The following is a 24,682-nucleotide window of genomic DNA, read 5'->3' as shown; positions in this document are numbered from 1 at the left end:
CTTGGTATTATTTTCACAGGAGCTGTTATGAACCATGCTCTTACCGTAGTGCCGGAAAGCCACTATCCGCCACTGGCACATTCCGGCTCTGCCCGGCAACGTACCGTTCTAAGCGTGCGTAACCTGAGCAAATCCTGGCGCGGGCAGGCACCCGTCCTGAACAACCTTAGCGTTGAGTTTTACGCTGGAGAACTGACCGGTGTCATTGGCCGATCGGGGGCGGGTAAATCAACCCTGCTCCATATTCTGAACGGAACCCTCCCTGCTAGCGGAGGAGAAATCTACAGTTATCCGGAGCATGGTAAGCCGCTTGAGATTACCCAATTAACCGGCCGCGCGCTGCATGCCTGGCGAAGTCGGTGTGGCATGATTTTCCAGGATTACTGCCTCGTCCCACGTCTTGATGTCCTGACAAATGTCCTGCTTGGCCGCCTGAGCCAAACCTCCAAGCTCAAATCCTGGTTTAAGCTATTCCCCAAAGCTGACCAGATGCGCGCCATTTCTTTGCTGGATTGGATTAACTTACTGCCGCAGGCGTTACAGCGCGCGGAAAACCTTTCCGGGGGCCAGATGCAGCGCGTGGCCATTTGCCGGGCGCTGATGCAAAACCCGGAGATCTTACTTGCCGACGAACCCGTAGCCTCGCTTGATCCTACCAACACCCATCTCATTATGGACACGCTTCGCGACATAGCCGAACAGGGTGTCAGTGTCGTGGTTAATCTCCACTCTATTGATATTATTCAACAATATTGCACACGGGTTATTGGCATCGCGGGTGGCCAGATTATTTTCGACGGCCCGCCAGAAAAATTGGATCAGGGCATCCTGCTCCAGTTGTACAACGAAGAAAGAAGCTAACTGCATTTTTTTATTCAAACGGGGAAGATAATGACACAGCACTTTTTTACTCGCGTGGGTTTTACTAGCACCATCCTGGGCATGGCACTGGTATGGCAGGCTAGTGCAGCTACGCAACCGTCAGTATTAAACCTGGGTATTTTAGGCGGGCAGAACTCAACACAACAAATCGGCGATAATCAGTGTGTTAAACAATTTCTGGATCATGAGCTGAAGGTTGATACCCGCTTACGCAACGCGTCGGACTATACGGGTATCACTCAGGGTCTGCTTGGCGGCAAGGTCGATGTGGTGCTGAATATGTCACCGGCAGCCTATGCGTCGGTGTATATCAGGGATCCTGACGCAGTCGAGGTCATTGGTATTACCGCCGATGATAAAACCGGGGTTCACAGTTATCATTCGGTCGTGGTGGTTAAAACAGACAGCCCATACCAGTCTCTGGACGACCTGAAAGGTAAACCCTTTGCTTTTGCCGATCCTGACTCCACCTCCGGTTATCTGATCCCTGACTACGCGTTCAGAAATCAGCTCGGCGGTAATGTGGATAATCAGTATAACCACTTCTTCTCTAGCATTACCTTCTCCGGCGGGCATGAGCAGGATATCCTTGGCGTACTGAACGGGCAGTTCGCCGGCGCGGTCACCTACAGCTCAATGACCGGCGATCGCAACAGCGGTTATAGCGCGAGCGCTTTCCACTCGCTAATGCGTATGGGCTACCCAGACCTGATGAAACAGATCCGGATAATCTGGCAATCTCCCCCCATTCCAAGCGGGCCAATCCTCGTCAGCAACGCTCTTCCGGCAGAGTTTAAATCTAAAGTGGTCGCCGCTATCAAGAAACTCGATACAGACGATCATGCCTGCTTTATCAAAGCGGTAGGGGGGCCATTACATATCAGTCAGGGGAGCGTGGCTGATTTTCAGCTTATCATCGACATGAAACGCGAATTGCTCAGCACACGTTAATTCTTTTCCAGGTCTTCCCGGTCATCACGCCGGGAGGATAGCACTCCAGGAAATCAGCGCCCGATGAACAGTGCCCATACCGAATTTGAGCGTTACTATCTGCAGGTTCGCTTACGACAAAAGCGGGATAGTCTGGGCATGTCTGTTCTGCTGCTGGCAGTTTATTTTTCCGCCAGCCACGTTGCCGAATTTAATCTCCTCACTCTCTGGCATGCCCTACCTGATTTAGCGAGTTACCTATCTGACACCCTGCCGACACTTCACCTGGTGGACCTGTTTGCGGGTTCCAATGTTAAGGGGTCACTCGCCTGGTGGGGATATCGCCTACCAGTACAGTTGCCACTGATCCTGGAAACACTCCAGATGGCACTGGCCTCAACCGTTATGGCCGTCGTTATCGCCATTCCTCTGGCATTTCTTGCGGCCGGCAACGCAGGCTCTGTTTGGCCGCTGCGCCTTGCCATACGCACACTGGTGGCGTTCCTAAGAACCCTGCCGGACCTGGCGTGGGCCATGATGTTTGTGATGGCGTTCGGTATCGGCCCATTGGCAGGAGCCCTTGCGTTGATGTTGCACAGTACGGGTAGCCTGACCAAATTGTTCTATGAAGCGATAGAAAGTGCTCAGGACAGGCCGGTACGGGGGTTGGTGGCCTGTGGTGCGTCTGCGCTGCAGCGGGTACGTTTCGCCCTGTGGCCACAGGTGAAGCCGATTTTTCTCTCCTACACGCTGCTGTGTCTGGAAATCAACTTTCGCTCCTCAACCATTCTTGGTCTGGTGGGGGCTGGCGGGATAGGCCAGGAACTGATGACTAACATCAAACTCGACCGTTACGATCAGGTCAGCATGACACTGCTGTTGATTATTATTGTGGTGTCCCTGCTGGATAGTCTTTCCGGTCGGCTACGCAGAAGATTATTGTACGGAAATCAAATGCCACCTGCGCCTGGTCGGTTCGATCACATGACACTACTCCGGGTTCAGCTACGCTATTTTGGTCGTGTGGGGGGGCTGGCATTAGCGGGTTTATTGTACTTCTTCTGGTTTTTCTCCCAATACGGCATCAGCCCCGACCAGTTCAGCGCAGGCATAGGGCAAATCGGCCTTTATTGGCACCGGATGTTTCTATGGCAGAATTTTACTGACTGGCCGTTAGGTTATTACCTAACGCAGATCCTCATCACACTGGCCATTGTCTTCGCCGGCACACTGACCGCGACGGCGATTGCGCTTCCGCTGTCATTCCTCGCGGCGCGTAATATCATGCAGGGCCGGTTGCCCGGGGCCGTTGCTCTGCTGATACGTCGCCTGTTTGATATACTGCGTGGGGTAGACATGGCCATATGGGGATTGATTTTTGTTCGTGCCGTAGGCCTTGGGCCGCTGGCGGGAGTGCTGGCCATTATCATGCAGGATACCGGGCTGCTGGGGCGCCTGTATGCTGAAGGGCATGAGGCCGCGGATCCCGCTCCCGGCAAGGGACTTGATGCTGTGGGTGCCAATGGCCTGCAAAAGCATCGCTTCGCTATCTTCACCCAATCTTTTCCGACACTCCTAGCGTTGAGCCTGTTTCAGATTGAATCCAACACTCGCTCGGCTGCCGTGCTGGGCTTTGTCGGCGCAGGAGGTATTGGCTTGGTCTATGCGGAAAACATGCGGCTATGGCACTGGGACGTGGTGATGTTTATCACCCTGGTGATGGTCATGGTCGTGATGGCAATGGACGCACTCTCGGCCTGGCTGCGTCGCCGCTATATTGTTGGTAATACAATACCATTGTTTAGAACTAACGAGGAATAGACCACCTACGCGTGTGGTTGGAAAAATACGTCACTCCCTTCCCATAGACTGGGGCTCTACCGCTACGTGAACGATGCCAATGAGCTCAAACCTTGCGATATGCAAGAAATCAGCAAGTAACGGTCCTTCATGTCAGGGATCGGGAGCCCCCTGTGATCTGACATAAAGTATGAACGGCTGTAAACCGGCCCCTAGCCTACCGTCATTATTGCTTACATGTTAACGGCTTGCCATGGAGTACCTGCCGTTTATAAGATTCACTTCATTCGTATGGTAAAAGGATGACGTCATGGCTGATGAAGTCGATATCGCTCACGAGATTGAAATCGATCGGATGAACCGCCTGTTAGCAAATAGAACCAGGGAGAAGTTACCGTTTATCGGGCTGTGTCACAACTGCCTGGAACCGCTGCCAGAAGCACACTTTTGTGACGCCGATTGTCGCGATGATTATGAAAGGCGGGTACGGTTTAAACGGTAAAGTAGGCAGCCTGCCTGTTTTTGGGGGATTCCCTGGCAACCCCCTTTTGAAGCCCGATGAGTAGTCTTGGTTAGGCGATCCCCCGCCGCCAGCCGCTTATCAACCGGGGAGTAATATGTCAGATCGTGGCCATTGCACTTGTCTGTGGCATTACGCTTTGGTGGCACTCGATAACATGTTCTGATTTGAAGCTAACATCACTCAAAAAATATCATCTTTTTGAATGAGCATTAGTTTATCCCGAAGCCAGTCTGAATCTGCAGGTGGCATACCTGTATATTGTACGGTTCAACGATGAGCCATTGGCGTTGATTAATATTTCAGTGGCAACATCAGCATGCACAAAAACAGGGGCTGCAGTATGCGGCCCCTACTGACATCAGACTCCTGATGGACTTCAAGGGATGGAGTCGATGTCTCGTCATCCACTAAATAGCGTTACGGTAGCAGGTCATTCGCTGCCCCAAAATGTGTCACACCGAATGTAGGTGACCCATTCGGCAAAACCAGCCGGGCACAGAGATCCATTTCAGTCATAAACAACAGTGCGTGCTCAACCTCAGCAAGAATGTCATTGCGCCCATTTAATGCATGGAGGCAGCCGGGATAGAAATATTTTTCCTGTACAGCGTCATTGGCAAAGTAACGTCCTCGCCCTTCTGTCACCGTCGTTTGCCAGTACTCACCAATCTGTTTCGCCAATGCCGGCCAGTATCCGGTTGATCTGTTGGACACAAAAACAACATCTGCAGAATGTCCAAAACCTGCCGCAGATTGGTCACCACGCTGATGAAACGCCATCATCTAAGCTACTTACATATAGATGCCCTGGGTGAGGTCTTACCCGACTTTACCACCTTCGACTAGTAATAATCCCTTCGGCTCTACATTCGCATTATCCATTTAATTTCAAAGGACACTATCTCATGAACACGAGCGCATCGCCCGTGCCTGGCGTATTCCATTTTCTGCAACATGGCAACGTGACATCGCAGGACTGGAAAGCCTTATGCCAAGCGATCACCACCGCTTACCAGCAACTGTGTCAACACCCAGACAAGCTGGGATTAACCGTAGCACCCGTTATCTGTGAACACACCGGCAAGCGCCGATACCAGTTCGACAACAACCTGATGGGATTGGGCATGCTCGGTTTTAACGGTGAGCGGATTACCCATCAAGCAGGCGATCCGTTCATTCTCTACCAGCGCCAGACACCCTATGTCCTTATTCGCTGCGATACGCGGGGTTATCCATACCAGTGGCTGGTGATAGCTGTACTGTTACTGGCGAACACACAATGCCCCAATGCCTGGACGATTGAATCTGGCGTCCCTGTAAAGCACTGGCGAAAGGTGGCCCATTGGTTGAACCACCACTGTCAGTTACCGGTTTCCCCACTGTGTTAAGGAGCTACCTGCATGAAGACTCTCGACAAAATACCCTGCATCGCGCCCAACGCCAACCAAGCACGAACTGAATACCAGCAACTGCTCACCTGGTTGCTGGCTCACTGTTATGGCTTGGAGCTTAACGATACGCCCTATCACGACGACCAAGCTATTGCTCAACAAATTGAGCAGGGCGTCACGGTACGGGAAACCATCAATGAACTGGTGGAGAAATTTGATCTGGTACGTATTGATCGCCCCGGTTTCAGCCTGATGGCACAAGACCCCACCCTGAACGGTGGCGATATGTTACGCGCCCGCAGTGCGCTGGGCTTGCGCAGTCCCGCCATTCGACGCCTGGCCTGACAGCCTCTCACTTACCTCAGTGATCCAACAACACGCCAGCCTCACCTCTGGCGTTTTACTTTTTCAAGTTCAAGGAATTTTGACGATGAAGGAAACCCAATCCAATGCCGCCAGCAACGACAGCACTCCGTCGCCTGTCTGGGGCCTGCAATCTGCTATCACACCACGTTTGGGGGCCAGATTGGTTCAGCAGGGCAACTACCTGCACTTTCTGGCTGACCGCGCCGGTTTTGTCGGTACGTTCTCCCCTGATGCGCTTAAAACTCTGGATGCCGCTTTACCTGCGCTGATTGAACAACTGGAAGCCTGTCTGCTGTCTGGTGAACTCGATCCACGCCGTCAGCACTGCGTCACCGTCCAGCACGCCGGTTTTAGCTGTGAAGCGGATTCGCTAGGTAGTTTTGGGTATGTTTATTTCGCTGTTTATCAGACAACACCGCCCAACCTGGTATAAGCCGTAAGCACTCACACTCCCCCAACCTTTAACCCTGCTTGCGATGACGCGGGCATTTTGTTTCTGAGGAATTCAGCGATGCCAACCACATTGAATACCGTCATTGAACCCGACGTATTGACCGGTCACACTGAAGTGATTTGCTCTACCAGCATTGAACGTATCGTCACCGGGCGTAATGCCGCGCTGGCGCAGATTGAAGCCCTTATTCACCAGCTTGAAGATATCTCGGCCATAACCAACAGCATCGGTGGAGGAATAGCCAGAGACTGGGCCATGCGACAAGAGTTCCGCTGCGGTTGCTGGCTGATGGAGAAAGCAGAAACGGCCATGCCGGTGATCACCCGCAATATTGATCGCGACATATGGCAAGATCTGATGAAGAAATCAGGCATGCTCAGCGTGATGGACGCTCAGGCGCGTGACCAGTGGTACAGAAACCTGGAGAGTAAAGACCTGCCCGCCATCAGCTCAGATAGCATTTACAGCACATTCGAGCAGTTACACCGAGATAAGGGGGAGGTATTTGAGCGGGGAGTGATCAACGTCTTCAAGTCGCTCTCCTGGCATTACAAAATCAACAGCCCGTGCCGTTTTGGCAAAAAGGTGATCGTGTCCAATCTGGTGAGTTATAACCAATGGGGATTTACACTGAACCACAGCTATCGGCGTGACCAACTGGCCGATCTGGAGAGGATGCTATATTTACTCGATGGCAAACCGCTGCCTGATAATCGTAGCGATCTCACCGCTCGGCTTTATGAGCATATCCGTGCCAATCCGCAGATGGCAAAAGTGTATGAAGATGAGTATTTTTCAATCAAATACTTTATGAAGGGCTCGGCACATCTGACGTTTAGGAAACCGGGGCTGGTTGATAAGATGAATGACATCGTGGCAAAACACTTTCCAAGAATGCTGGCATCACGCTTATGATGGCGGAGAGCAGATTAGCTTCCCAATCTCACACAAACCTCCTGCTATCTCCCCCATCCTCGCCCAACAATGGAAGCGGCAGATCGCGCTGTGAATAACGGAACCCTCAATTACCTGTCCAACTCAAGGCAAACAAGGACAACTGCAGTCAACATCCAATGGCATACTGAATGGCATACCGAGAAACACCAAAAACAAAAAACCCCAAGCTCATCATAAGCTTGGGGTCTGTATTTGGCGGAAGGACAGAGATTCGAACTCTGGGAGCTGTTACACTCGACGGTTTTCAAGACCGTTGCCTTAAACCACTCGGCCATCCTTCCAATGGGCGCAGATATTAACGGTACCGTTATGAAATGTCTATCGTTTCGACGTAAAAAAATGCGTCAAAACGCTCGTTCGCTTAAATTTCAGACCAATTGCGCTTAAAAAAACCAGAGCCCCGCATCAGCGAGGCTCTTTTCGGACAATAAGCAGGCCGTTATTTAGGTTGGGTATCGTACTCTGAACAACTCTGATAACCCTTGTTCATCACGTGGCCCGTGTCGTTGAAGCTGACAAAATAGGTCTGTGCTTTGCCATCCCGTGGTGCCACAGCATAAGTATCACAAGTACCCTGTGCATGGATCAGGCTAGCAGAGGTCGATGGTGGCCCGGCAATTGCGCGCACTTGCTGTTTCGTCATCCCGACTTTTACATCGCTTACCACAGGCTCGTTCACATAGCTCGCGGCCCTGTCGTAAGTGGTACACCCAGTCAGTACGGTAAATAATGCCGCAGTACATCCGGCCAAAACCAGTTTCATTGTCATAGCTTATCTCCTTAGCATGCTTATTGTTATGTAAGTGTAGAAGCTAAAAGGCTTTTATGCCAATAATGCGTTACCGCTGTTAATAGTTGGCCCAGATACCCGGCGTCACCAGTTCCAACAGGTGGCCATCCGGATCGCGGAAATAAATGCTCTCCGCGCCCTGCTCCCAACGCATACGCCCTTCTATCTCAACACCGTGTTCGGCCAACTGCTGCTCCCACAAAAGTAACTGGGCCTTGCTCACGGCCAAACCAAGATGTTGTGGGCCGCTGCCGTCATGAGGGGGAATATAGCCTCCCGGATAGTGAGCACCGTTCAGCGAATCTCCGGCAACAAACAGCAGCAACACGCTTTGATCGGAGATGTTATAGGCCCGGAAACGCTCGTTCGCGACCATCGCTGGCAGTTGCAACACCTGCTGATAGAAGGCTGCGGCACGTTCGATATCGTTAACATACAGCACCGTCTCAATCACACGCTCAATCTTAAGTTCCATGCCAATCTCCTGATTTATCAATTTATAAACAGGGTAGGCAGGTACGGACTCAGCAGAATAGCAATCAGTGCCGCGTGAAGATCAATCTGTGCGGCTGGCGAACGGGCAAAAAAAACGCGGCCCGAAGGCCGCGTAGTCACATTCACGGTATTGCTTAGAACTGGTAAACCAGGCCTACAGCAACCACGTCGTCGGTATTGATACCGGCTTTGTCGGTGAATGTGTTGTCGTCCAGCAGGTTGATTTTGTAGTCAACGTAGGTGGACATGTTTTTGTTGAAGTAGTAGGTCGCGCCCACATCAACATATTTCAGCAGATCCTGGTCGCCGTAACCGCCGCCAATGTCCTTGCCTTTAGACTGCAGGTACGCCACGGAAGGACGCAGGCCGAAGTCGAACTGGTACTGTGCAACCACTTCGAAGTTCTGTGCCTTGTTCGCATAACCGTACAGAGAGCTATTGCTGTTGCCGAAACGGGTAGCATTGTAAGACTGGGTATACATCGCTGCCAGGTAGACGTTGTTGGCGTCGTATTTCAGGCCGCCGCTATAGCCTTCGGCTTTGTCACCACGACCCAGAATGGAAGAGGTGCCGTTAGGGCCACCGTTCTGATCGTTGGTACGGTCAGAGTTGAAGAACGCACCGGCAGCACTGATGCCATAGCCCAGATCGTAGGATACGGACATACCGTAGCCGTCACCGTTCTGGTTCAGGACATCACGGCCATTGTTGCTTTCTTCACCGTTGCCGTTTTTACCCTGATATTGCAGGGCAAAGTTCAGGCCATCAACCAGACCGAAGAAGTTATTGTTACGATAAGTCACAACACCGCTGGTGCGTTGGAACAGGAAGTTGTCCGCGCCATAGGTATCGCCACCAAACTCAGGCAACACGTCGGTCCATGCGCCGATGTCATACATCACACCGTAGTTACGGCCGTAATCCAATGAGCCGTAATCGCCGAATTTCAGACCAGCGAAGCCCACACGGGTGAAGGAGTCATTTTCGTCTTCAGTTTTGTTCAACTGAACCTGATATTCCCACTCACCATAACCGGTCAGCTGATCGTTGATCTGAGTTTCGCCACGCAGGCCAAAACGCATGTAAGACTGATCGCCGTCGGTTTTATCGTTGTCGGAAAAATAGTGAAGACCATCGATTTTACCGAACAAATCCAGTTTATTGCCGTCTTTGTTGTAGATTTCTGCTGCACCTGCTGTGCCTGCCATCAACAGAGCTGGGACGACCAGGGAGAGTACTCGAAGTTTCATCGTTATTATCCTCTTAATTATGTCGAGCTACGGCCACTGCTCTTCTGAGCATTATTAGCGCGACTGTGAATCACCATTCTGGTAACAAGGGCTATATTAATCCAGAAAGAAAATGATACCAAGTATCCGATAGTGTTTCATACCTATATTTAAAGGTTTCCAAATGTAAATAACGGCGAACTTTAACAAAACCTTACCGACAAACCAAATAAAGCACCGAAAGATAAAAAAATAAATTAAACTTTATAAATCAATGTAATATACAAAACTTTATAAAAATAAAGATATCAGTACAAAAGTATCAAACAATAAGCACGTTGTGCCAAAAATCGTTGCAATTCCTGGCGCTATAATCTCCCCGCTATCATCATTATTTTCATTATTACCTTCATTATCCGTATGATAATTTTTGTAGTTACAACCGGCCTCTGGCCGGTTTTTTTATATCCAAAAATCAGCGATAAAATCGTTCCAATAAAGCATTTTATGCACAAATTTAATTACAAAGAGATATCATAAACATGATCAACTACCGCACTAATAGCTAAATCAATCCTAAAAACCCGCCAATAAATTAACCAACGAATAATTTATCGCCGCTCATCGTTTAAATAGACAACAATCACATACAAAATAGCAATGAATCCTGCATCAATTCCCTAGATAATAGATTTGTTACCTTGAGAAACTATTTTTCCCTCATCCGCGAGTGATTTTACACAACTCCTCCCCCCTGATGGGTTACACGGTTAACGCGAATCCTTTCGACCCCGATCACAGATTGTGATAAAAACAGGGGTTCATTTAAGCCACTATCCAGAGCCGATCCCGATACCGACATGACAGTCACTTGCAACGAACAAATTAAGCCCGGTGTGCCCGAGCAGAATGCCACCCGCCTGGCCTTTTTTATCGCCGGACTGGCAATGGCCACCTGGGCACCGCTGGTGCCTTTTGCCAAAACGCGTATCAACATAGATGACGGCTCATTAGGCCTGCTGCTGCTGTGCATCGGAGTTGGCTCGATCATGGCAATGCCGTTGACTGGGCTTTTGACCGGCAAATTTGGCTGCCGCCGCGTGATCCTGCTAGCGGGGATCGCCCTATGCATCGATTTGCCGCTGCTGGTGCTGATGGACTCCACCTTGGGGATGGCGTTAGCCTTACTGCTGTTCGGTGCAGCGATTGGTATGATTGACGTGGCCATGAACATTCAGGCCGTGGTGGTCGAACGCGCCAGCAATCGTGCCATGATGTCCGGCTTTCACGGTTTCTTCAGCGTTGGCGGGATAGCCGGTGCGGGTGGAGTCAGCGCCCTATTATGGTTGGGACTCGGTCCGCTACAAGCCACTCTGATCGCCGTCGTCGCCATTCTGGCTCTGCTGCTGATTGCCAGTAAAAACCTGCTGCGTGAAAGCGGCGGAGATAAAGAAGGCCCGATGTTCGTTCTGCCACGAGGCTGGGTGATGTTCATTGGCCTGCTGTGCTTCATCATGTTCCTGGCGGAAGGCTCAATGCTCGACTGGAGCGCGCTGTACCTGACCACCATGCGCGGGATGGATCATAACCAGGCTGGGTTAGGTTACGCCTTGTTCTCCATTGCCATGACGATCGGCAGGCTTAATGGCGATCGCGTGGTGAATGCCATGGGCAGATATCAGGTACTGTTGCTAGGTAGCCTGTGTGCGGCCATCGGCCTGGCGTTGGCGATTACCATAGACAGCGCCTTAGCCTCTTTGATTGGTTTTATGCTGGTCGGCGTCGGGGCATCCAATGTGGTCCCTATTCTGTTTAGCGCAGCGGGGAACCAACGCGTCATGCCTGCCAACCTGGCTATCGCTTCGGTCACCACGGTGGGCTATGCCGGTATTCTGGCGGGCCCGGCAGTGATCGGGCTAATCGCCCAGGTCTCCAGCCTGACGTTTGCCCTGGCCTGTGTCGCGGCATTACTGCTGATCGTCACTGCCAGCGCCAAAGCGGTCACTCGCTAATTTCAGGAATGCGTAGCCATGTTGCAAGATAGACAACTGACCATTAATTCCCGCTACATCACCCGCAGCTTCTGGCTGTTTGTCGTGCTGCTGGCCATGGCCATTGGGTTGTACAGCTATAATTATACCAACGCCTATCTGACGGAGAAAAAACATGCCGTCAACACCATCGCCAACATGCTGCAAAAGCGTATCGACAGCTACCGCTCTCTGACCGAGCAAATCTACGACAAATTTGGTAATACCGCGTCGCTTGCTGTTGAGACCAACCTGCAGGAAACCCGACTGCGTCCGGATGTATATTATGTTGAGAAGCGACGCAGCAAAACCGATGCGGTCATTTTTGGCAACCACGACAACGCCACGCTGGCTACGGTTGCTAATATCTCGGACTTCCTGGATAACCGCTGGGGAACCGAGACCGAAAACTATGCGATGTATTTTCTCAACGGGCAAGATAACAGCTTGAGCCTGGTGACGACCCAATCGCTGAAAGACCTGACTTCGCGATTGAAAGAAAACTACCTGACTACGTCGGTGTCAGACCGCCGCACCGAAATGCTGCAACAGGCCAATATGCTGGACGAACGCGAGAGTTTTTCCGGCCTGCGTAAACAGCGCTTCCAGAACGCCTACTCGTTTTCTATCCGCACCACCTTTAACCAGCCGGGGCATTTGGCCACGGTGATCGCCTTCGACCTGCCGATTAACGATATCATTCCGCTTAATATGGCCCGCTCCAACTTCCTGCTGCTGCCCGATAATGCAGAGATCGACGACAGCATGGTGCCAAGCGAAACGGCAATCAACGCCCAGGCCGCCCTAAAAGGCAGTTGGGTTGAGTTCAGTGTTTCCTTGCCCAACTCGCCGTTGCAGCTGATTTACCGCGTTTCAGCTTTCAATCTGGCGATTGACCTGCTGCGCAATAACATCTGGCTACTGGCGGTCAATCTGCTGTTGCTGACGCTATCGATGGTGGGCATTTATTTCCTCCGCCAGCAATACATCCGCCCCAGCGAAAATATCGCCGCCGAGCTGGATCTCCAACGCTCGCTCAACCAGGAAATTGTTGCCAGTCTGCCTTGCGGGCTGCTGGTCTATGACTTTGCCGATAACCGCGTGATCACCAGCAACAAGATCGCCGAGCACCTGATGCCACACCTCAGCCTGTCCAAAATTGCCCATATGGCGGAGCAGCATCATGGCGTGATCCAGGCGACGGTCAACAACGAAGTCTATGAGATCCGCATCTTCCGCAGCCAACGCACGGCGGAAACCTACCTGTTCCTGCTCAACGATCAGGATAAAGAGGTGATGGTGAACAAACGGCTGCAACAGGCCCGCCGCGAATACGATAAAAACGTTCAGGCCCGTAAGTTGATGCTACACAACCTGGGGATCGAGCTGAATCAGCCGGTGCGGCAAATACACGAACTGGCCGGGAGCCTGTGCCAACCATCAGATGCCGAACAGCAACAGACATTGCTTAAACAACTCAACCTGGCTTCGGCATCGGTATTGGATCTGATCGACAATATCACCCTGCTCACCAGGCTGGAGACACAGGATTGGCAGCCGGTTCGTCAACCTTTCAACCCCACTGTACTGCTGGATGAACTGCTGCTGGACGTGCTGCCAGCCATCAACCAGAAAGGGCTGGCGCTGTTCAATCACGTTAATCTGGACGTCAACCAACAGTACATTGGCGATGCTGGCGCACTGCGCAAAATCCTTTCATTGCTGCTGCGCTACGCCATCATCACTACCGCCTACGGCAAGATCACCCTGGTGGTGGAACAGGAAGTCGATCGCCCTGAACACCTGGTATTTCATATCAACGACACCGGCACCGGCATTTCCAATGAGGAAATCAGCAATCTGACCTACCCGTTCCTCAGCCAAACGCTGGTCGATCGCTTCGATCACGGCTCTGGGCTGACGTTTTTCCTGTGTAATCAGCTGTGCAAAAAGCTCAATGGCCAGTTGGATATCCGCAGCAAAATCGATATCGGTACTCGCTATACCATTCGCGTCACTATGGAGCAGGAGAAAACAGAGGAACAGGCGACGGAGAAATTACTCGATGGGGTAACGGCACTGCTGGATATCACCTCCGACGAGATCCGCCAGATCGTGACTCAGCTACTGGCGGGATATGGGGCCAACTGCATCGTGGCCGAGGAGCACCAAAACAGCCGGGAATATGATGTTTTACTGACCGATAACCCGCAGCAGGCCGACGACTATACGTTGCTGCTAACCAGCGATGAAGCGGGCTGGCAACAGCTTGATAAAGGTTATATCCGCGTCAACTATAACCTGCACAATGCCATGATCGACGCTGTTCTGATCTTGATAGAACACCAGATGGCGGCACAAGAGCAGGAAGAAAACCCTGTAGGATCACTGGCAGAAAGCGCCCAAGTGTATGAAAAACAATTGAGATCAAGTGATTACTATGGTTTGTTTATTGATACAGTACCCGACGATATCAAAAAACTGTATACTGAGGCGGGCAGCGGTGATTTTGCAGCGCTGTCTCAAACCGCACACCGCCTGAAGGGCGTGTTTGCCATGTTAAATCTGCTTCCCGGAAAGCTTCTGTGTGAATCGTTAGAACAGCACATCGCGGACGGTGATGCGCTCAAGATCGAGAATAACATCAGTCAGATTGATTTTTTCGTCAGTAGACTGCTGCAGCAAGGTAGCCAACAACATGAATAACCTGAACGTAATTATTGCCGATGACCATCCTATCGTACTGTTTGGCATCCGGAAGTCACTTGAGCAAATTGAGTGGGTGAATGTCGTTGGGGAGTTCGAGGACTCTACAGCACTGATCAACAATCTGTCCAAGCTGGACGCCAACGTCCTGATCACCGATCTTTCGATGCCGGGTGACAAATATGGCGACGGCATTACGCTGATAAAATATATCAAACGCCACTATCCGCAATTGTCGATCATCGTTCTGACCATGAACAACAATCCGGCCATTCTCAGCGCGGTGTTGGATCTGGACATCGAAGGCATCGTCCTGAAACAGGGTGCGCCTACCGATTTGCCAAAAGCGCTGGCCGCATTGCAGAAAGGCAAGAAATTCACGCCAGAGAGCGTCTCGAAGCTGTTGGAGAAAATCAGTGCCAGCGGTTACGGTGACAAACGCCTCTCTCCGAAAGAAAGTGAAGTGTTGCGTCTGTTCGCCGAAGGTTTCCTGGTGACTGAAATCGCCAAAAAACTGAACCGCAGCATCAAGACTATCAGTAGCCAGAAGAAATCAGCCATGATGAAACTGGGTGTTGATAACGATATTGCACTGCTCAACTATCTCTCCTCCGTCAGTATGACGCAGTTGGATAAAGACTAAAGTTCAATGGGTGCAGCATGCGGCGCCCCTGAACCAGCATTGTTATCAATTTAAAGGGCGCTCTTAGGCGCCCTTTAGTGTTTATGCCGTTTCCGATCCAGCCCTAAGCCGCCGTACCCGTTGACTGTAATAGCCCAGCGACTGCTCCAGCGTCTCCAGAGTGACCGGTTTAGACAGACAGTTATCCATCCCGGCCTCAAGACAGCGCTGTTTCTCTTCTGCCAGCGCATTAGCCGTCACACCAATCACCGGGGCAGTGAAATTCGACTTACGCAGGCAACGTGTCAATTCATAGCCATCCATATTCGGCATATTGACGTCAGTCAATACGATATCCACCGCATTGCGCTCCAGTACGCTGAGCGCATCGACACCATCATTGGCGGTAATCACCTGATAGCCCAACGATGACAGCTGATCGGACAGCAAGCGCCGGTTGATCGGGTGATCGTCTACCACCAGCAGGCGAATATCCCCGTTATCGGCATTATTGGCCTTAACCGATAACGGCAGTTGCACCAACGCCTTATCGTTTTCGGTAACCACGCCAAATAGCCGGTTCAACAGTTGGATGGCATCCCGTGGCGTGGAGGTACTATGCAGCCAGTAACCCGGGTGCGTTTCCAATGACGGCCCAATGTGCGCAATGGAGAGTTCGACCTGTGCCAACAGCGGGGTGTCCACCTGCAAAGGATGATCGCTGAGCAGAACGTCCCCTGCCCCGGTTTGCTGTCCCTCATAACGTAATACCGTGGCACCGTAGCCGCCAAGGATCGCCTGCAGATAGCTTTCCAACCGCTGATTACGAATTTCCAGCCACAGGTTCTTGCCCTGCCAGGTATCGCTGGCCTGCGGCGTCGGGAACTGCGCCCCAAACAGCGGAATACGAATGGTAAACAGGCTGCCGAGGCCAGGCTCGGACTCTACCGCGATATCACCGTCCATCAGGTTGATCAGTTTTTCACAAATCGCCAACCCAAGCCCAGTGCCCTGGAAATGGCGCTGCACCCCGCTGCCAACCTGGAAGAAGGGATCAAACAGGCGCAGGACCTCTTTTTCTGGAATGCCGACGCCGGTATCGCGAACGCTGAACTCCAGATAGCTGTCACGGGTGCAAACCTGCAGGATAATACAGCCGGTGTCGGTAAACTTGATGGCGTTATTCAACAGGTTAGACAATACCTGCTGCAAACGCACGGGATCGCCATTGATACGCTCAGGCACACCTTGTTCAATAAAACAGTACAAACCGAGCCGCTTTTTCACCACCAGCGGCAAGTAGTTGCCCGCAATGTGGGTAATAACTTCCAGGCAAGAAAACTCACGGGGCTCTATCTTCAACTGCTCCGACTCAATCTTGGAGAAGTCCAGGATGTCGCTGATGATCTTCAGCAACAGCCCCGAGGAGTTGTTCATCGCATTGACCAGGCGATCGACCCCTTGCGGCAACGCCTTGGTCTGCAACAGATCCAGGTTGCCGATAATCCCGTAGAGCGGTGTGCGCAGTTCATGGCTGACGGTGGCCAGGAACATCGATTTGGACTGGCTGGCCTGCTCCGCCGCCGCGGCCATTTCCTGCAGCGACTCTTCCATTTTGACTCGGGCACTAACGTCAACCAGCACGCAGATAGCCACGTCCTCATTGCGATAACGGGAGTGCACAAAGCTGATTTGCAGATTGTTGTTATTACTGGTCATCACATCTACAAAGTTGACCTGCTGTTCGCAGATAATGCGTGTAATGCGATCCCGATCCTCGTTGGTCAACAGGTTGATATAGTTATGCGCCAGTTCATTACTCAGGATGTTGGTGCCATCACTGATGCGCAGAATGCAGATACCCACCGGCGCCGAAGCCACGATTTTACGGTTGAACTGTTCATGCTCCTCCAACCGGAAGGCATTCTCTTCCGCAGGCAGGAACATTTTGCGCTCGAACAACCACGCCAGGCTGAACAACACCACGGCCGACAGCAGGTTAAGCAGCACCGCATTGAGGATCAGTACCTTGAAACGCTCCACCACGCTCTTCACCGGCAATGAATACACGATGCTGAGCGACGAAGGCGGCAGCGCCTTCTTCATGATCAGATCCTGGTAACTGTCTACATAGCCAAAATAAGTGTGTTCCTGCGGATAAACATTGAGCGAAGAGGCATAGCGATCGCCATTGGCCAGTCGCAGCACCGATTCGTTGTTCTCATCCAGCAGATTAACCCCCACCGGCAAGTTGCTGGTGGTGACAAAGTCTTCCAGGCGGATCGTCTGTTCAATCCCCAGCAGCGCTTCCAGTTTGTTGCCGACATAGACCGGCGTCATTACATACAGGTAACCTACATCAGGCCGCTGCTGGCTGGGGCTGATCCAGTAAAGGTTATTGTCTTTCTCCGCGCTGTTGGCGGCGTTACGGTATTTAAGGATGCGCTCATGCAGCGCCTTGAGCACGTTTTGCCGATCGGTGATGCCGTTACTGCTACCGAATTCGGTCATGCACAGGCTGTCACTGCCGATAAAAAACACCCGGTTCAGATCATAGGCCGCGACAAAGTTTTCTTTCCAGTATTGGATCAGACTGTTTAACGAGGTGATCGAGTCACGGTAGTTGGAGTTCAGCGCGCAGTTGGATTCCGGGTACAGCGGCTTCATCTCCGGTTGGCTGTCTTTGCCATTCATCATGCCGGTGAACAGCTCAAGGCTCCCTACCGTGCCGTTGAGGCGGTTTTCCGCCATGTATTTGATGTCGCGGATGATATCCGCCGAGTGGCGAATGTAGCCCTGAGCCTGGTCAAAGTTGAGATTATATTCCTGCCTGATATCGGATTCTTTCTCATGCACGATATCCAGGATATAAAACGTGGTCAGCAGTGCACCCAGCGACCACAGCATGAACGCCAGTACCCGAAACAGATAGCGGGAAATTTTTAACGTGGTACGGAAAGAGGCTAAGTATTTCAAGCAGGTACCATGCCAGTGTAAGGGGTGACGAGCATAATCATAGCAAAACAACGATCCCGTGCAGCATCGACAAGTGATTGCAGCAATTAAACCATACAACTGAAAAAGGGCCTAGCATCGCTGCCAAGCCCTTTTTGAACCACCCAGATTATACGGCCAAGGCCGTGCTATTTAGGCGTTCTCGTCATCCATATCGTCTACGGCGCCGGTATCATCATCACTCTCATCGAGTGGTGTGGTATCTTCTTCCGCTTCTTCTGCGCCCGGTTCAAGGCTATCAAGCTCTTCATCTTCAACCGGTTCAGCGACGCGCTGCAGGCCGACGACGTTCTCGTCTTCCGCAGTACGGATCAGGGTGACACCCTGGGTGTTACGGCCAACCACGCTGACTTCCGCGACACGGGTACGCACCAGCGTGCCTGCATCGGTGATCATCATGATTTGATCGGTAGTTTCTACCTGAACAGCCCCAACAACCTGGCCATTACGCTCGCTGACCTTGATGGAGATAACCCCTTGGGTCGCGCGCGATTTGGTCGGGTATTCCGTTACCGCGGTACGCTTACCGTAACCGTTCTGCGTCACGGTCAGGATATCGCCTTCACCACGAGGAATAATCAGCGAAACTACGCGATCGCCTTCACCGAGGTTGATACCGCGAACGCCGGTAGCGGTACGGCCCATTGAACGAACCTGCCCTTCTGGGAAGCGGACCACTTTACCGTTGGCGGAGAACAGCATCACTTCGTTGCTGCCATCGGTCAGGTCAACACCAATCAGCTCGTCACCCTCGTTGAGGTTAACGGCGATGATGCCGGCGCTGCGTGGGCGGCTGAACTCGGTTAATGCGGTTTTCTTCACGGTACCGCTAGCGGTAGCCATGAATACATGGCGGCCTTCTTCGTATTCACGTACCGGTAGAATGGCGGTGATACGTTCGTTGGCTTCCAGCGGCAACAGGTTAACGATCGGCCGGCCACGAGCACCACGGCTGGCTTCAGGCAGTTGATACACCTTCATCCAGTACAGGCGACCACGGCTGGAGAAGCACAGGATCGTGTCGTGGGTGTTGGCCACCAGCAGACGATCGATAAAGTCTTCTTCTTTGATACGGGCGGCTGACTTGCCTTTACCACCGCGACGCTGCGCTTCATAGTCGGTCAGAGGCTGATACTTCACGTAGCCCTGATGCGACAATGTCACGACCACATCTTCCTGGTTGATCAGGTCTTCGATGTTGATATCAGACGTGTTGGCGGTAATTTCGGTACGGCGTGCGTCGCCAAACTGATCGCGCATGGCCACCAGTTCTTCACGGATCACTTCCATCAAGCGGTCTGGGTTTTCCAGAATAAAGATCAGCTCAGCGATGAGGTTCAGCAGCTCTTTATACTCGTCCAGCAGCTTCTCGTGCTCCAGGCCGGTCAGTTTCTGCAAGCGCAGATCCAGGATCGCCTGAGCCTGTTGCTCGGTCAGGTAATATTTACCGTCACGGATGCCAAACTCTGGCTCCAGCCACTCTGGGCGTGCAGCGTTGTCACCGGCACGTTCCAGCATCGCCCCGACGTTACCCAGATCCCATGGCTGCGCGATTAACGCAATCTTCGCTTCTGCCGGAGTCGGCGCGCGGCGGATCAGTTCGATAATTGGGTCGATGTTGGCCAAGGCAATGGCTAACGCTTCCAGGATATGGGCGCGATCGCGGGCTTTACGCAGTTCGAAAATGGTACGGCGGGTCACCACTTCACGGCGGTGGCGCACAAATGCACGCAGAATATCTTTCAGGTTCAGCAACTTTGGCTGGCCCTGATGCAGTGCCACCATGTTGATACCGAAGGTGACCTGTAGCTGAGTCAGCGAATACAGGTTATTCAGCACCACTTCACCCACGGCGTCACGTTTGACTTCAATCACGATGCGCATGCCGTCTTTATCAGACTCGTCACGCAGCGCGCTGATGCCTTCAACGCGTTTCTCTTTCACCAACTCGGCAATTTTCTCGATCAGGCGCGCTTTGTTCACCTGATAAGGAATTTCATGCACGATGATGGTTTCGCGGCCGGTTTTAGCGTCCGCCTCTACCTCGGCACGGGCGCGGAGATACACTTTGCCACGGCCGGTACGGTAGGCTTCTTCAATACCACGACGGCCATTGATGATCGCCGCCGTCGGGAAGTCCGGGCCTGGGATGTGTTCCATCAGCCCTTCAATGCTGATGTTTTCATCCTCGATATAGGCCAGACAGCCATTAATAACTTCAGACAGGTTATGCGGCGGAATGTTGGTCGCCATGCCCACGGCGATACCGGACGAGCCGTTGACCAGCAGGTTCGGGATCTTGGTTGGCATAACGGCCGGGATCTGCTCGGTACCGTCATAGTTTGGCACGAAGTCGACGGTCTCTTTTTCCAGATCCGCCAGCAGTTCGTGGGCGATTTTCGACATGCGCACTTCGGTATAACGCATTGCTGCGGCGGAGTCGCCGTCCACAGAACCGAAGTTACCCTGGCCGTCCACCAACATGTAACGCAACGAAAACGGTTGGGCCATACGGACGATCGTGTCATACACCGCGCTGTCACCATGCGGGTGATACTTACCGATCACGTCCCCAACGACACGGGCCGATTTCTTGTATGGTTTATTCCAGTCGTTACCCAGTACATTCATCGCGTACAGAACGCGGCGGTGCACCGGCTTCAGTCCATCACGAACATCTGGCAACGCACGGCCGACAATAACCGACATCGCGTAATCCAGATACGAGCTTTTCAGCTCTTCTTCGATATTTACCGGTGTGATTTCTCTGGCAAGGTCGCTCATGGAGCTGCTATCCCTCATACTGAATGATTCATCTGCCTTGGCGTAGTGCCAAAGGTGTAAAACTATATCACAAAGCGCGCTTTACGGGGAAATTACCGGCGCTGTTTCGCTGAAATGTGCTGCCCTGCGGGCGAAAATTACCTCGATAACACTTGCCTCGATAACAACAGCGCTGCGCCAAGCGTGCCGGAACATGTATAATCTGCACCATAAGAGAACCAGGAGCCAATAACGCCCATGAATGCTGAATCATCCCGTCACGCGCCTAACGTTGATCACCAGGAAATCGCCAAATTTGAAGCTGTCGCCTCGCGCTGGTGGGATCTGGAAGGTGAGTTCAAGCCGCTGCATCGGATCAATCCGCTGCGTCTGAATTATATCATGCAGCGCGCAGGAGGCATTTTTGACAAACAAGTGCTCGACGTTGGCTGCGGCGGCGGCATTCTGGCAGAGAGCATGGCACGTGAAGGTGCGTTAGTGACCGGGCTGGATATGGGGGCAGAACCACTCCAGGTGGCGCGACTGCATGCGCTGGAAAGCGGTATGCAGGTGACCTACGTGCAAGAAACGGTAGAAAGCCATGCGCAAGCTCATCCACAACAGTATGACATCGTCACCTGTATGGAAATGCTCGAGCACGTCCCTGACCCGGCCTCCGTCGTGCGCGCCTGTGCACACCTGGTCAAACCGGGCGGCCACGTGTTCTTCTCCACCATCAACCGCAATACCAAAGCCTGGCTGATGGCGGTCATCGGCGCTGAATACGTGCTCAAGATGGTGCCACAGGGCACCCATGATCATAAGAAGTTCATCCGCCCTTCTGAGCTGATCGGTTGGGTCGATGGCACCGAGCTGCGTGAAAAACATATCATCGGCCTGCATTACAACCCGATCACCGACCATTTCAAACTGGGCCGCAACGTTGATGTGAACTACATGGTGCATACCCAGCACCAAGGGTGAAACTGCCCAAACGTAACGGGGGCGATGTTTCCGCCTCCGTTGCGACTAAGCATATAAGATAAATACCTATTTATCCGTTCTCGATCAAAAAAGCCGATCTAAACCGTTTTTAAGAATATAAAAGCAGATCAATATGCGGTTTTTTTCTAACGTTTAATAAAGCGGCAAACGATCGGGGTTTTCACAAAATCAGCAAAATCTCATCGTGCTTATTGACAACCTTGCCACCCCAGATAGGGCGCGCACTAGGAACAATTGGTAACATTTCACCCCCAAGTTATCCACAAGATCGGCAGGTTTTGTTCACTTGCAAACCCACCGTTTTATCACTATCTTGTTACCTCACCGACATACACCCCCTATATATAGTGTTTACATACTGAGCAGAGCGACTACACTTTCTGCTTAGGGGAATCTCACGGACAGGTAAAAATGAACCAAAGCCTACTTGTAACTAAACGCGATGGCAGTAAAGAGCGCATCAACCTCGACAAAATCCACCGAGTCATCGACTGGGCCGCGGAAGGTTTAAACAACGTCTCGGTCTCTCAAGTAGAGTTACGTTCACATATTCAGTTTTATGACGGCATCAAAACCGCCGATATTCATGAAACCATCATTAAGGCCGCAGCCGATCTGATCTCCCGTGACGCACCGGACTATCAGTATCTGGCCGCTCGCCTCGCCATCTTCCATCTGCGTAAAAAAGCTTACGGCCAGTTTGAGCCACCGAAGCTGCTCGACCATGTCGCACGCATGGTGGAGATGGGCAAATACGATAAACATCTGCTGGAAGACTACACCACTGAAGAGTTCGAGCAGATGGACTCCTTTATCGATCACTGGCGTGATATGAACTTCTCCTACGCTGCCGTGAAGCAGTTGGAAGGGAAATATCTGGTACAGAACCGCGTCAGCGGCGAAATTTACGAGAGCGCCCAGTTCCTGTATATCCTGGTTGCCGCGTGCCTGTTCTCCAACTATCCGCGCGCCACCCGTCTGGACTACGTAAAACGTTTCTATGACGCGATCTCCACCTTCAAGATTTCACTGCCTACGCCGATCATGTCTGGCGTGCGCACCCCAACCCGCCAATTCAGCTCTTGCGTGCTGATTGAGTGTGGTGACAGCCTGGATTCCATTAACGCCACCTCCAGCGCCATTGTGAAATACGTTTCACAGCGTGCAGGTATCGGTATCAACGCTGGCCGTATCCGTGCCTTGGGTAGCCCAATTCGTGGCGGTGAAGCCTTCCATACCGGCTGTATCCCGTTCTACAAGCACTTCCAGACCGCGGTAAAATCCTGCTCTCAGGGCGGTGTGCGTGGTGGTGCAGCAACGCTGTTCTACCCAATGTGGCATCTGGAAGTGGAAAGCCTGTTGGTGCTGAAAAACAACCGTGGGGTTGAAGGCAACCGCGTCCGTCACATGGACTACGGCGTGCAGCTCAACCGCCTGATGTATCAGCGCCTGATCAAGAATGAAGACATCACCCTGTTCAGCCCGTCTGACGTCCCAGGGCTGTACGACGCGTTCTTCGCCGATCAGGACGAGTTCGAACGTCTGTACACCCTGTATGAGAAAGACAGTAGCATTCGTCAGCAGCGCGTGAGAGCGGTAGAGCTGTTCTCACTGATGATGCAGGAACGTGCTTCTACCGGCCGTATCTACATCCAGAACGTCGACCACTGCAACACCCACAGCCCGTTCGATCCGCAGATCGCCCCGGTACGCCAGTCAAACCTGTGCCTGGAAATCGCTCTGCCGACCAAACCGCTGGATGACGTTAACGACGAAAACGGTGAAATCGCGCTGTGTACGCTGTCAGCCTTCAACCTGGGTGCAATTGACAGCCTGGACGACTTGGAAGAGCTGGCTACGCTAGCCGTGCGTGCGCTCGACGCCCTGCTGGATTATCAGGATTACCCGATCAAAGCCGCTCACCGTGGCGCGATGGGCCGCCGTACCTTGGGTATCGGTGTGATCAACTTCGCCTATTACCTGGCGAAGAACGGCGTACGCTATTCCGACGGCAGCGCCAACAACCTGACCCACAGAACCTTCGAAGCGATCCAGTACTACCTGCTGAAAGCCTCGAACCGTCTGGCTCAGGAGCAAGGGGCTTGCCCGTGGTTCAATGAAACCACCTATGCGCAAGGCATCCTGCCAATCGATACTTACAAGAAAGATTTAGACGCGATCTGTAGCGAACCGCTGCATTACGACTGGGAAACGCTGCGTAAAGAGATCAAAGAGACCGGCCTGCGCAACTCAACGCTGTCTGCCTTGATGCCGTCGGAAACCTCGTCGCAGATCTCCAATGCCACCAACGGCATTGAGCCACCACGCGGCCACATCAGTATCAAAGCGTCCAAAGACGGTATTCTGCGCCAGGTCGTTCCTGAGTATGAACGTCTGAAAAATGACTACGAACTGCTGTGGGAATTACCGAATAACGACGGTTACCTGCAACTGGTTGGCCTGATGCAGAAATTTATCGATCAGTCGATCTCGGCGAACACCAACTATGACCCAACCCGTTTCCCGGGTGGCAAGGTGCCGATGAAGCAGTTGTTGAAAGATCTGCTCACCACCTACAAGTTCGGTGTCAAAACGCTGTATTATCAGAACACCCGCGACGGTGCAGATGATATCCAGGAAGACATGCAGCCTGCTCAGGGCGGCGATGACGACTGTGAAGGCGGCGCCTGCAAGATCTAACGTTTGACACAGCGGGCCGGAACT

19 protein-coding genes, 1 tRNA gene and 1 pseudogene are annotated in these 24,682 nt (G+C 52.3%); 14 read left to right on the top strand and 7 right to left on the bottom strand.

The genetic code is table 11. The annotated features are described in order from the left end of the window. Window positions 1-27: 27 nt before the first annotated feature. The 5 genes and pseudogenes from phnC (at window position 28) to AC6HVW_RS02825 (ending at window position 4,114) form a co-directional block, all read left to right on the top strand. The gene (phnC, locus tag AC6HVW_RS02845; RefSeq protein WP_497569259.1) at window positions 28-861 is read left to right on the top strand and encodes a phosphonate ABC transporter ATP-binding protein; all 834 of its coding nucleotides are present in this window, start codon (window positions 28-30) and stop codon (window positions 859-861) included. A 30-nt stretch (window positions 862-891) separates the two neighbouring features. Further along, window positions 892-1,833, top strand: a complete 942-nt coding sequence (gene phnD, locus AC6HVW_RS02840; protein WP_261457314.1) for a phosphonate ABC transporter substrate-binding protein — start codon at window positions 892-894, stop codon at window positions 1,831-1,833. Between the two features lie 63 nt (window positions 1,834-1,896). Next, window positions 1,897-2,766, top strand: a pseudogene (gene phnE / locus AC6HVW_RS02835) (phosphonate ABC transporter, permease protein PhnE); the annotation flags it as partial. Further along, entirely contained in the window at window positions 2,767-3,633 is an 867-nt protein-coding gene (gene phnE / locus AC6HVW_RS02830) for a phosphonate ABC transporter, permease protein PhnE (protein ID WP_390901852.1), read from the top strand. Between the two features lie 289 nt (window positions 3,634-3,922). Continuing rightward, a complete protein-coding gene (locus tag AC6HVW_RS02825) occupies window positions 3,923-4,114 on the top strand; it encodes a hypothetical protein (protein WP_071681116.1) in 192 nt (63 codons plus the stop codon). A gap of 438 nt (window positions 4,115-4,552) precedes the next feature. Here AC6HVW_RS02825 and AC6HVW_RS02820 read toward each other — a convergent pair whose 3' ends face one another. After that, window positions 4,553-4,918: a hypothetical protein gene (locus AC6HVW_RS02820; protein WP_497569258.1), complete on the bottom strand. Its 366-nt coding sequence runs from the start codon at window positions 4,916-4,918 to the stop codon at window positions 4,553-4,555. A gap of 122 nt (window positions 4,919-5,040) precedes the next feature. Between AC6HVW_RS02820 and AC6HVW_RS02815 the strand changes: the two genes are divergently transcribed. The 4 genes from AC6HVW_RS02815 to AC6HVW_RS02800 all read left to right on the top strand — a co-directional run bounded on the left by AC6HVW_RS02815 (window position 5,041) and on the right by AC6HVW_RS02800 (window position 7,261). Next, window positions 5,041-5,523 carry a hypothetical protein gene (locus tag AC6HVW_RS02815; RefSeq protein ID WP_071684018.1) on the top strand — a complete coding sequence of 161 codons (483 nt, stop codon included), beginning with the start codon at window positions 5,041-5,043 and terminating at the stop codon, window positions 5,521-5,523. Between the two features lie 12 nt (window positions 5,524-5,535). Beyond that, window positions 5,536-5,871 (top strand): TA system toxin CbtA family protein, encoded by a 336-nt coding sequence (locus tag AC6HVW_RS02810; protein WP_071684019.1) that lies wholly within the window; start codon window positions 5,536-5,538, stop codon window positions 5,869-5,871. 85 nt (window positions 5,872-5,956) lie between these two features. Beyond that, on the top strand, window positions 5,957-6,325 hold the full coding sequence (locus tag AC6HVW_RS02805; RefSeq protein WP_071684020.1) for a type IV toxin-antitoxin system YeeU family antitoxin: 369 nt from the start codon (window positions 5,957-5,959) through the stop codon (window positions 6,323-6,325). 78 nt (window positions 6,326-6,403) lie between these two features. Continuing rightward, the gene (locus tag AC6HVW_RS02800; RefSeq protein WP_497569257.1) at window positions 6,404-7,261 is read left to right on the top strand and encodes a DUF4942 domain-containing protein; all 858 of its coding nucleotides are present in this window, start codon (window positions 6,404-6,406) and stop codon (window positions 7,259-7,261) included. A gap of 235 nt (window positions 7,262-7,496) precedes the next feature. Here the strand turns inward: AC6HVW_RS02800 and AC6HVW_RS02795 are convergent. The 4 genes from AC6HVW_RS02795 to ompC form a co-directional block, all read right to left on the bottom strand. Beyond that, window positions 7,497-7,584 (bottom strand) — tRNA-Ser (locus AC6HVW_RS02795). A gap of 158 nt (window positions 7,585-7,742) precedes the next feature. Beyond that, window positions 7,743-8,072 (bottom strand): osmotically-inducible lipoprotein OsmE, encoded by a 330-nt coding sequence (gene osmE / locus AC6HVW_RS02790; RefSeq protein WP_021805952.1) that lies wholly within the window; start codon window positions 8,070-8,072, stop codon window positions 7,743-7,745. Window positions 8,073-8,151: 79 nt separating this feature from the next. Then, complete coding sequence (locus AC6HVW_RS02785; RefSeq protein WP_071684022.1) at window positions 8,152-8,568, bottom strand: VOC family protein; 417 nt, start codon at window positions 8,566-8,568, stop codon at window positions 8,152-8,154. A 154-nt stretch (window positions 8,569-8,722) separates the two neighbouring features. Next, complete coding sequence (gene ompC / locus AC6HVW_RS02780; RefSeq protein ID WP_021178487.1) at window positions 8,723-9,838, bottom strand: porin OmpC; 1,116 nt, start codon at window positions 9,836-9,838, stop codon at window positions 8,723-8,725. Window positions 9,839-10,677: 839 nt separating this feature from the next. On the opposite strand from ompC, the gene AC6HVW_RS02775 reads away from it, so the two are divergent. Genes AC6HVW_RS02775 through rcsB form a run of 3 tightly spaced genes read left to right on the top strand, consistent with a single transcriptional unit; the run spans window position 10,678 to window position 15,196 of the window. After that, a complete protein-coding gene (locus AC6HVW_RS02775; RefSeq protein WP_071684023.1) occupies window positions 10,678-11,829 on the top strand; it encodes an MFS transporter in 1,152 nt (383 codons plus the stop codon). A 21-nt stretch (window positions 11,830-11,850) separates the two neighbouring features. Further along, a complete protein-coding gene (rcsD, locus tag AC6HVW_RS02770) occupies window positions 11,851-14,553 on the top strand; it encodes a phosphotransferase RcsD (protein WP_186486775.1) in 2,703 nt (900 codons plus the stop codon). Continuing rightward, window positions 14,546-15,196, top strand: coding sequence for a response regulator transcription factor RcsB (rcsB, locus tag AC6HVW_RS02765; protein WP_021178490.1), 651 nt, complete (start codon window positions 14,546-14,548; stop codon window positions 15,194-15,196). The genes rcsD and rcsB overlap by 8 nt, the downstream gene beginning before the upstream one ends. Before the next feature lie 81 nt (window positions 15,197-15,277). Here rcsB and rcsC read toward each other — a convergent pair whose 3' ends face one another. Both rcsC and gyrA read right to left on the bottom strand, forming a co-directional pair. Beyond that, window positions 15,278-18,151 carry a two-component system sensor histidine kinase RcsC gene (gene rcsC / locus AC6HVW_RS02760; protein WP_071684024.1) on the bottom strand — a complete coding sequence of 958 codons (2,874 nt, stop codon included), beginning with the start codon at window positions 18,149-18,151 and terminating at the stop codon, window positions 15,278-15,280. A gap of 171 nt (window positions 18,152-18,322) precedes the next feature. After that, complete coding sequence (gene gyrA / locus AC6HVW_RS02755) at window positions 18,323-20,974, bottom strand: DNA topoisomerase (ATP-hydrolyzing) subunit A (RefSeq protein WP_081367122.1); 2,652 nt, start codon at window positions 20,972-20,974, stop codon at window positions 18,323-18,325. A 237-nt stretch (window positions 20,975-21,211) separates the two neighbouring features. Here gyrA and ubiG point away from each other — a divergent pair, with 237 nt between their 5' ends. Together ubiG and nrdA are read left to right on the top strand one after the other, a co-directional pair. Continuing rightward, window positions 21,212-21,937 (top strand): bifunctional 2-polyprenyl-6-hydroxyphenol methylase/3-demethylubiquinol 3-O-methyltransferase UbiG, encoded by a 726-nt coding sequence (ubiG, locus tag AC6HVW_RS02750; protein ID WP_021178493.1) that lies wholly within the window; start codon window positions 21,212-21,214, stop codon window positions 21,935-21,937. Window positions 21,938-22,369: 432 nt separating this feature from the next. Further along, on the top strand, window positions 22,370-24,658 hold the full coding sequence (gene nrdA / locus AC6HVW_RS02745; protein ID WP_071684026.1) for a class 1a ribonucleoside-diphosphate reductase subunit alpha: 2,289 nt from the start codon (window positions 22,370-22,372) through the stop codon (window positions 24,656-24,658). Window positions 24,659-24,682: the final 24 nt, after the last annotated feature.

The organism is Serratia sp. NCCP-200 (genome assembly GCF_059697885.1).
The sequence above is the reverse complement of the archived record's forward strand: the minus strand, read 5'-3'. Positions and strand labels throughout refer to the sequence as shown.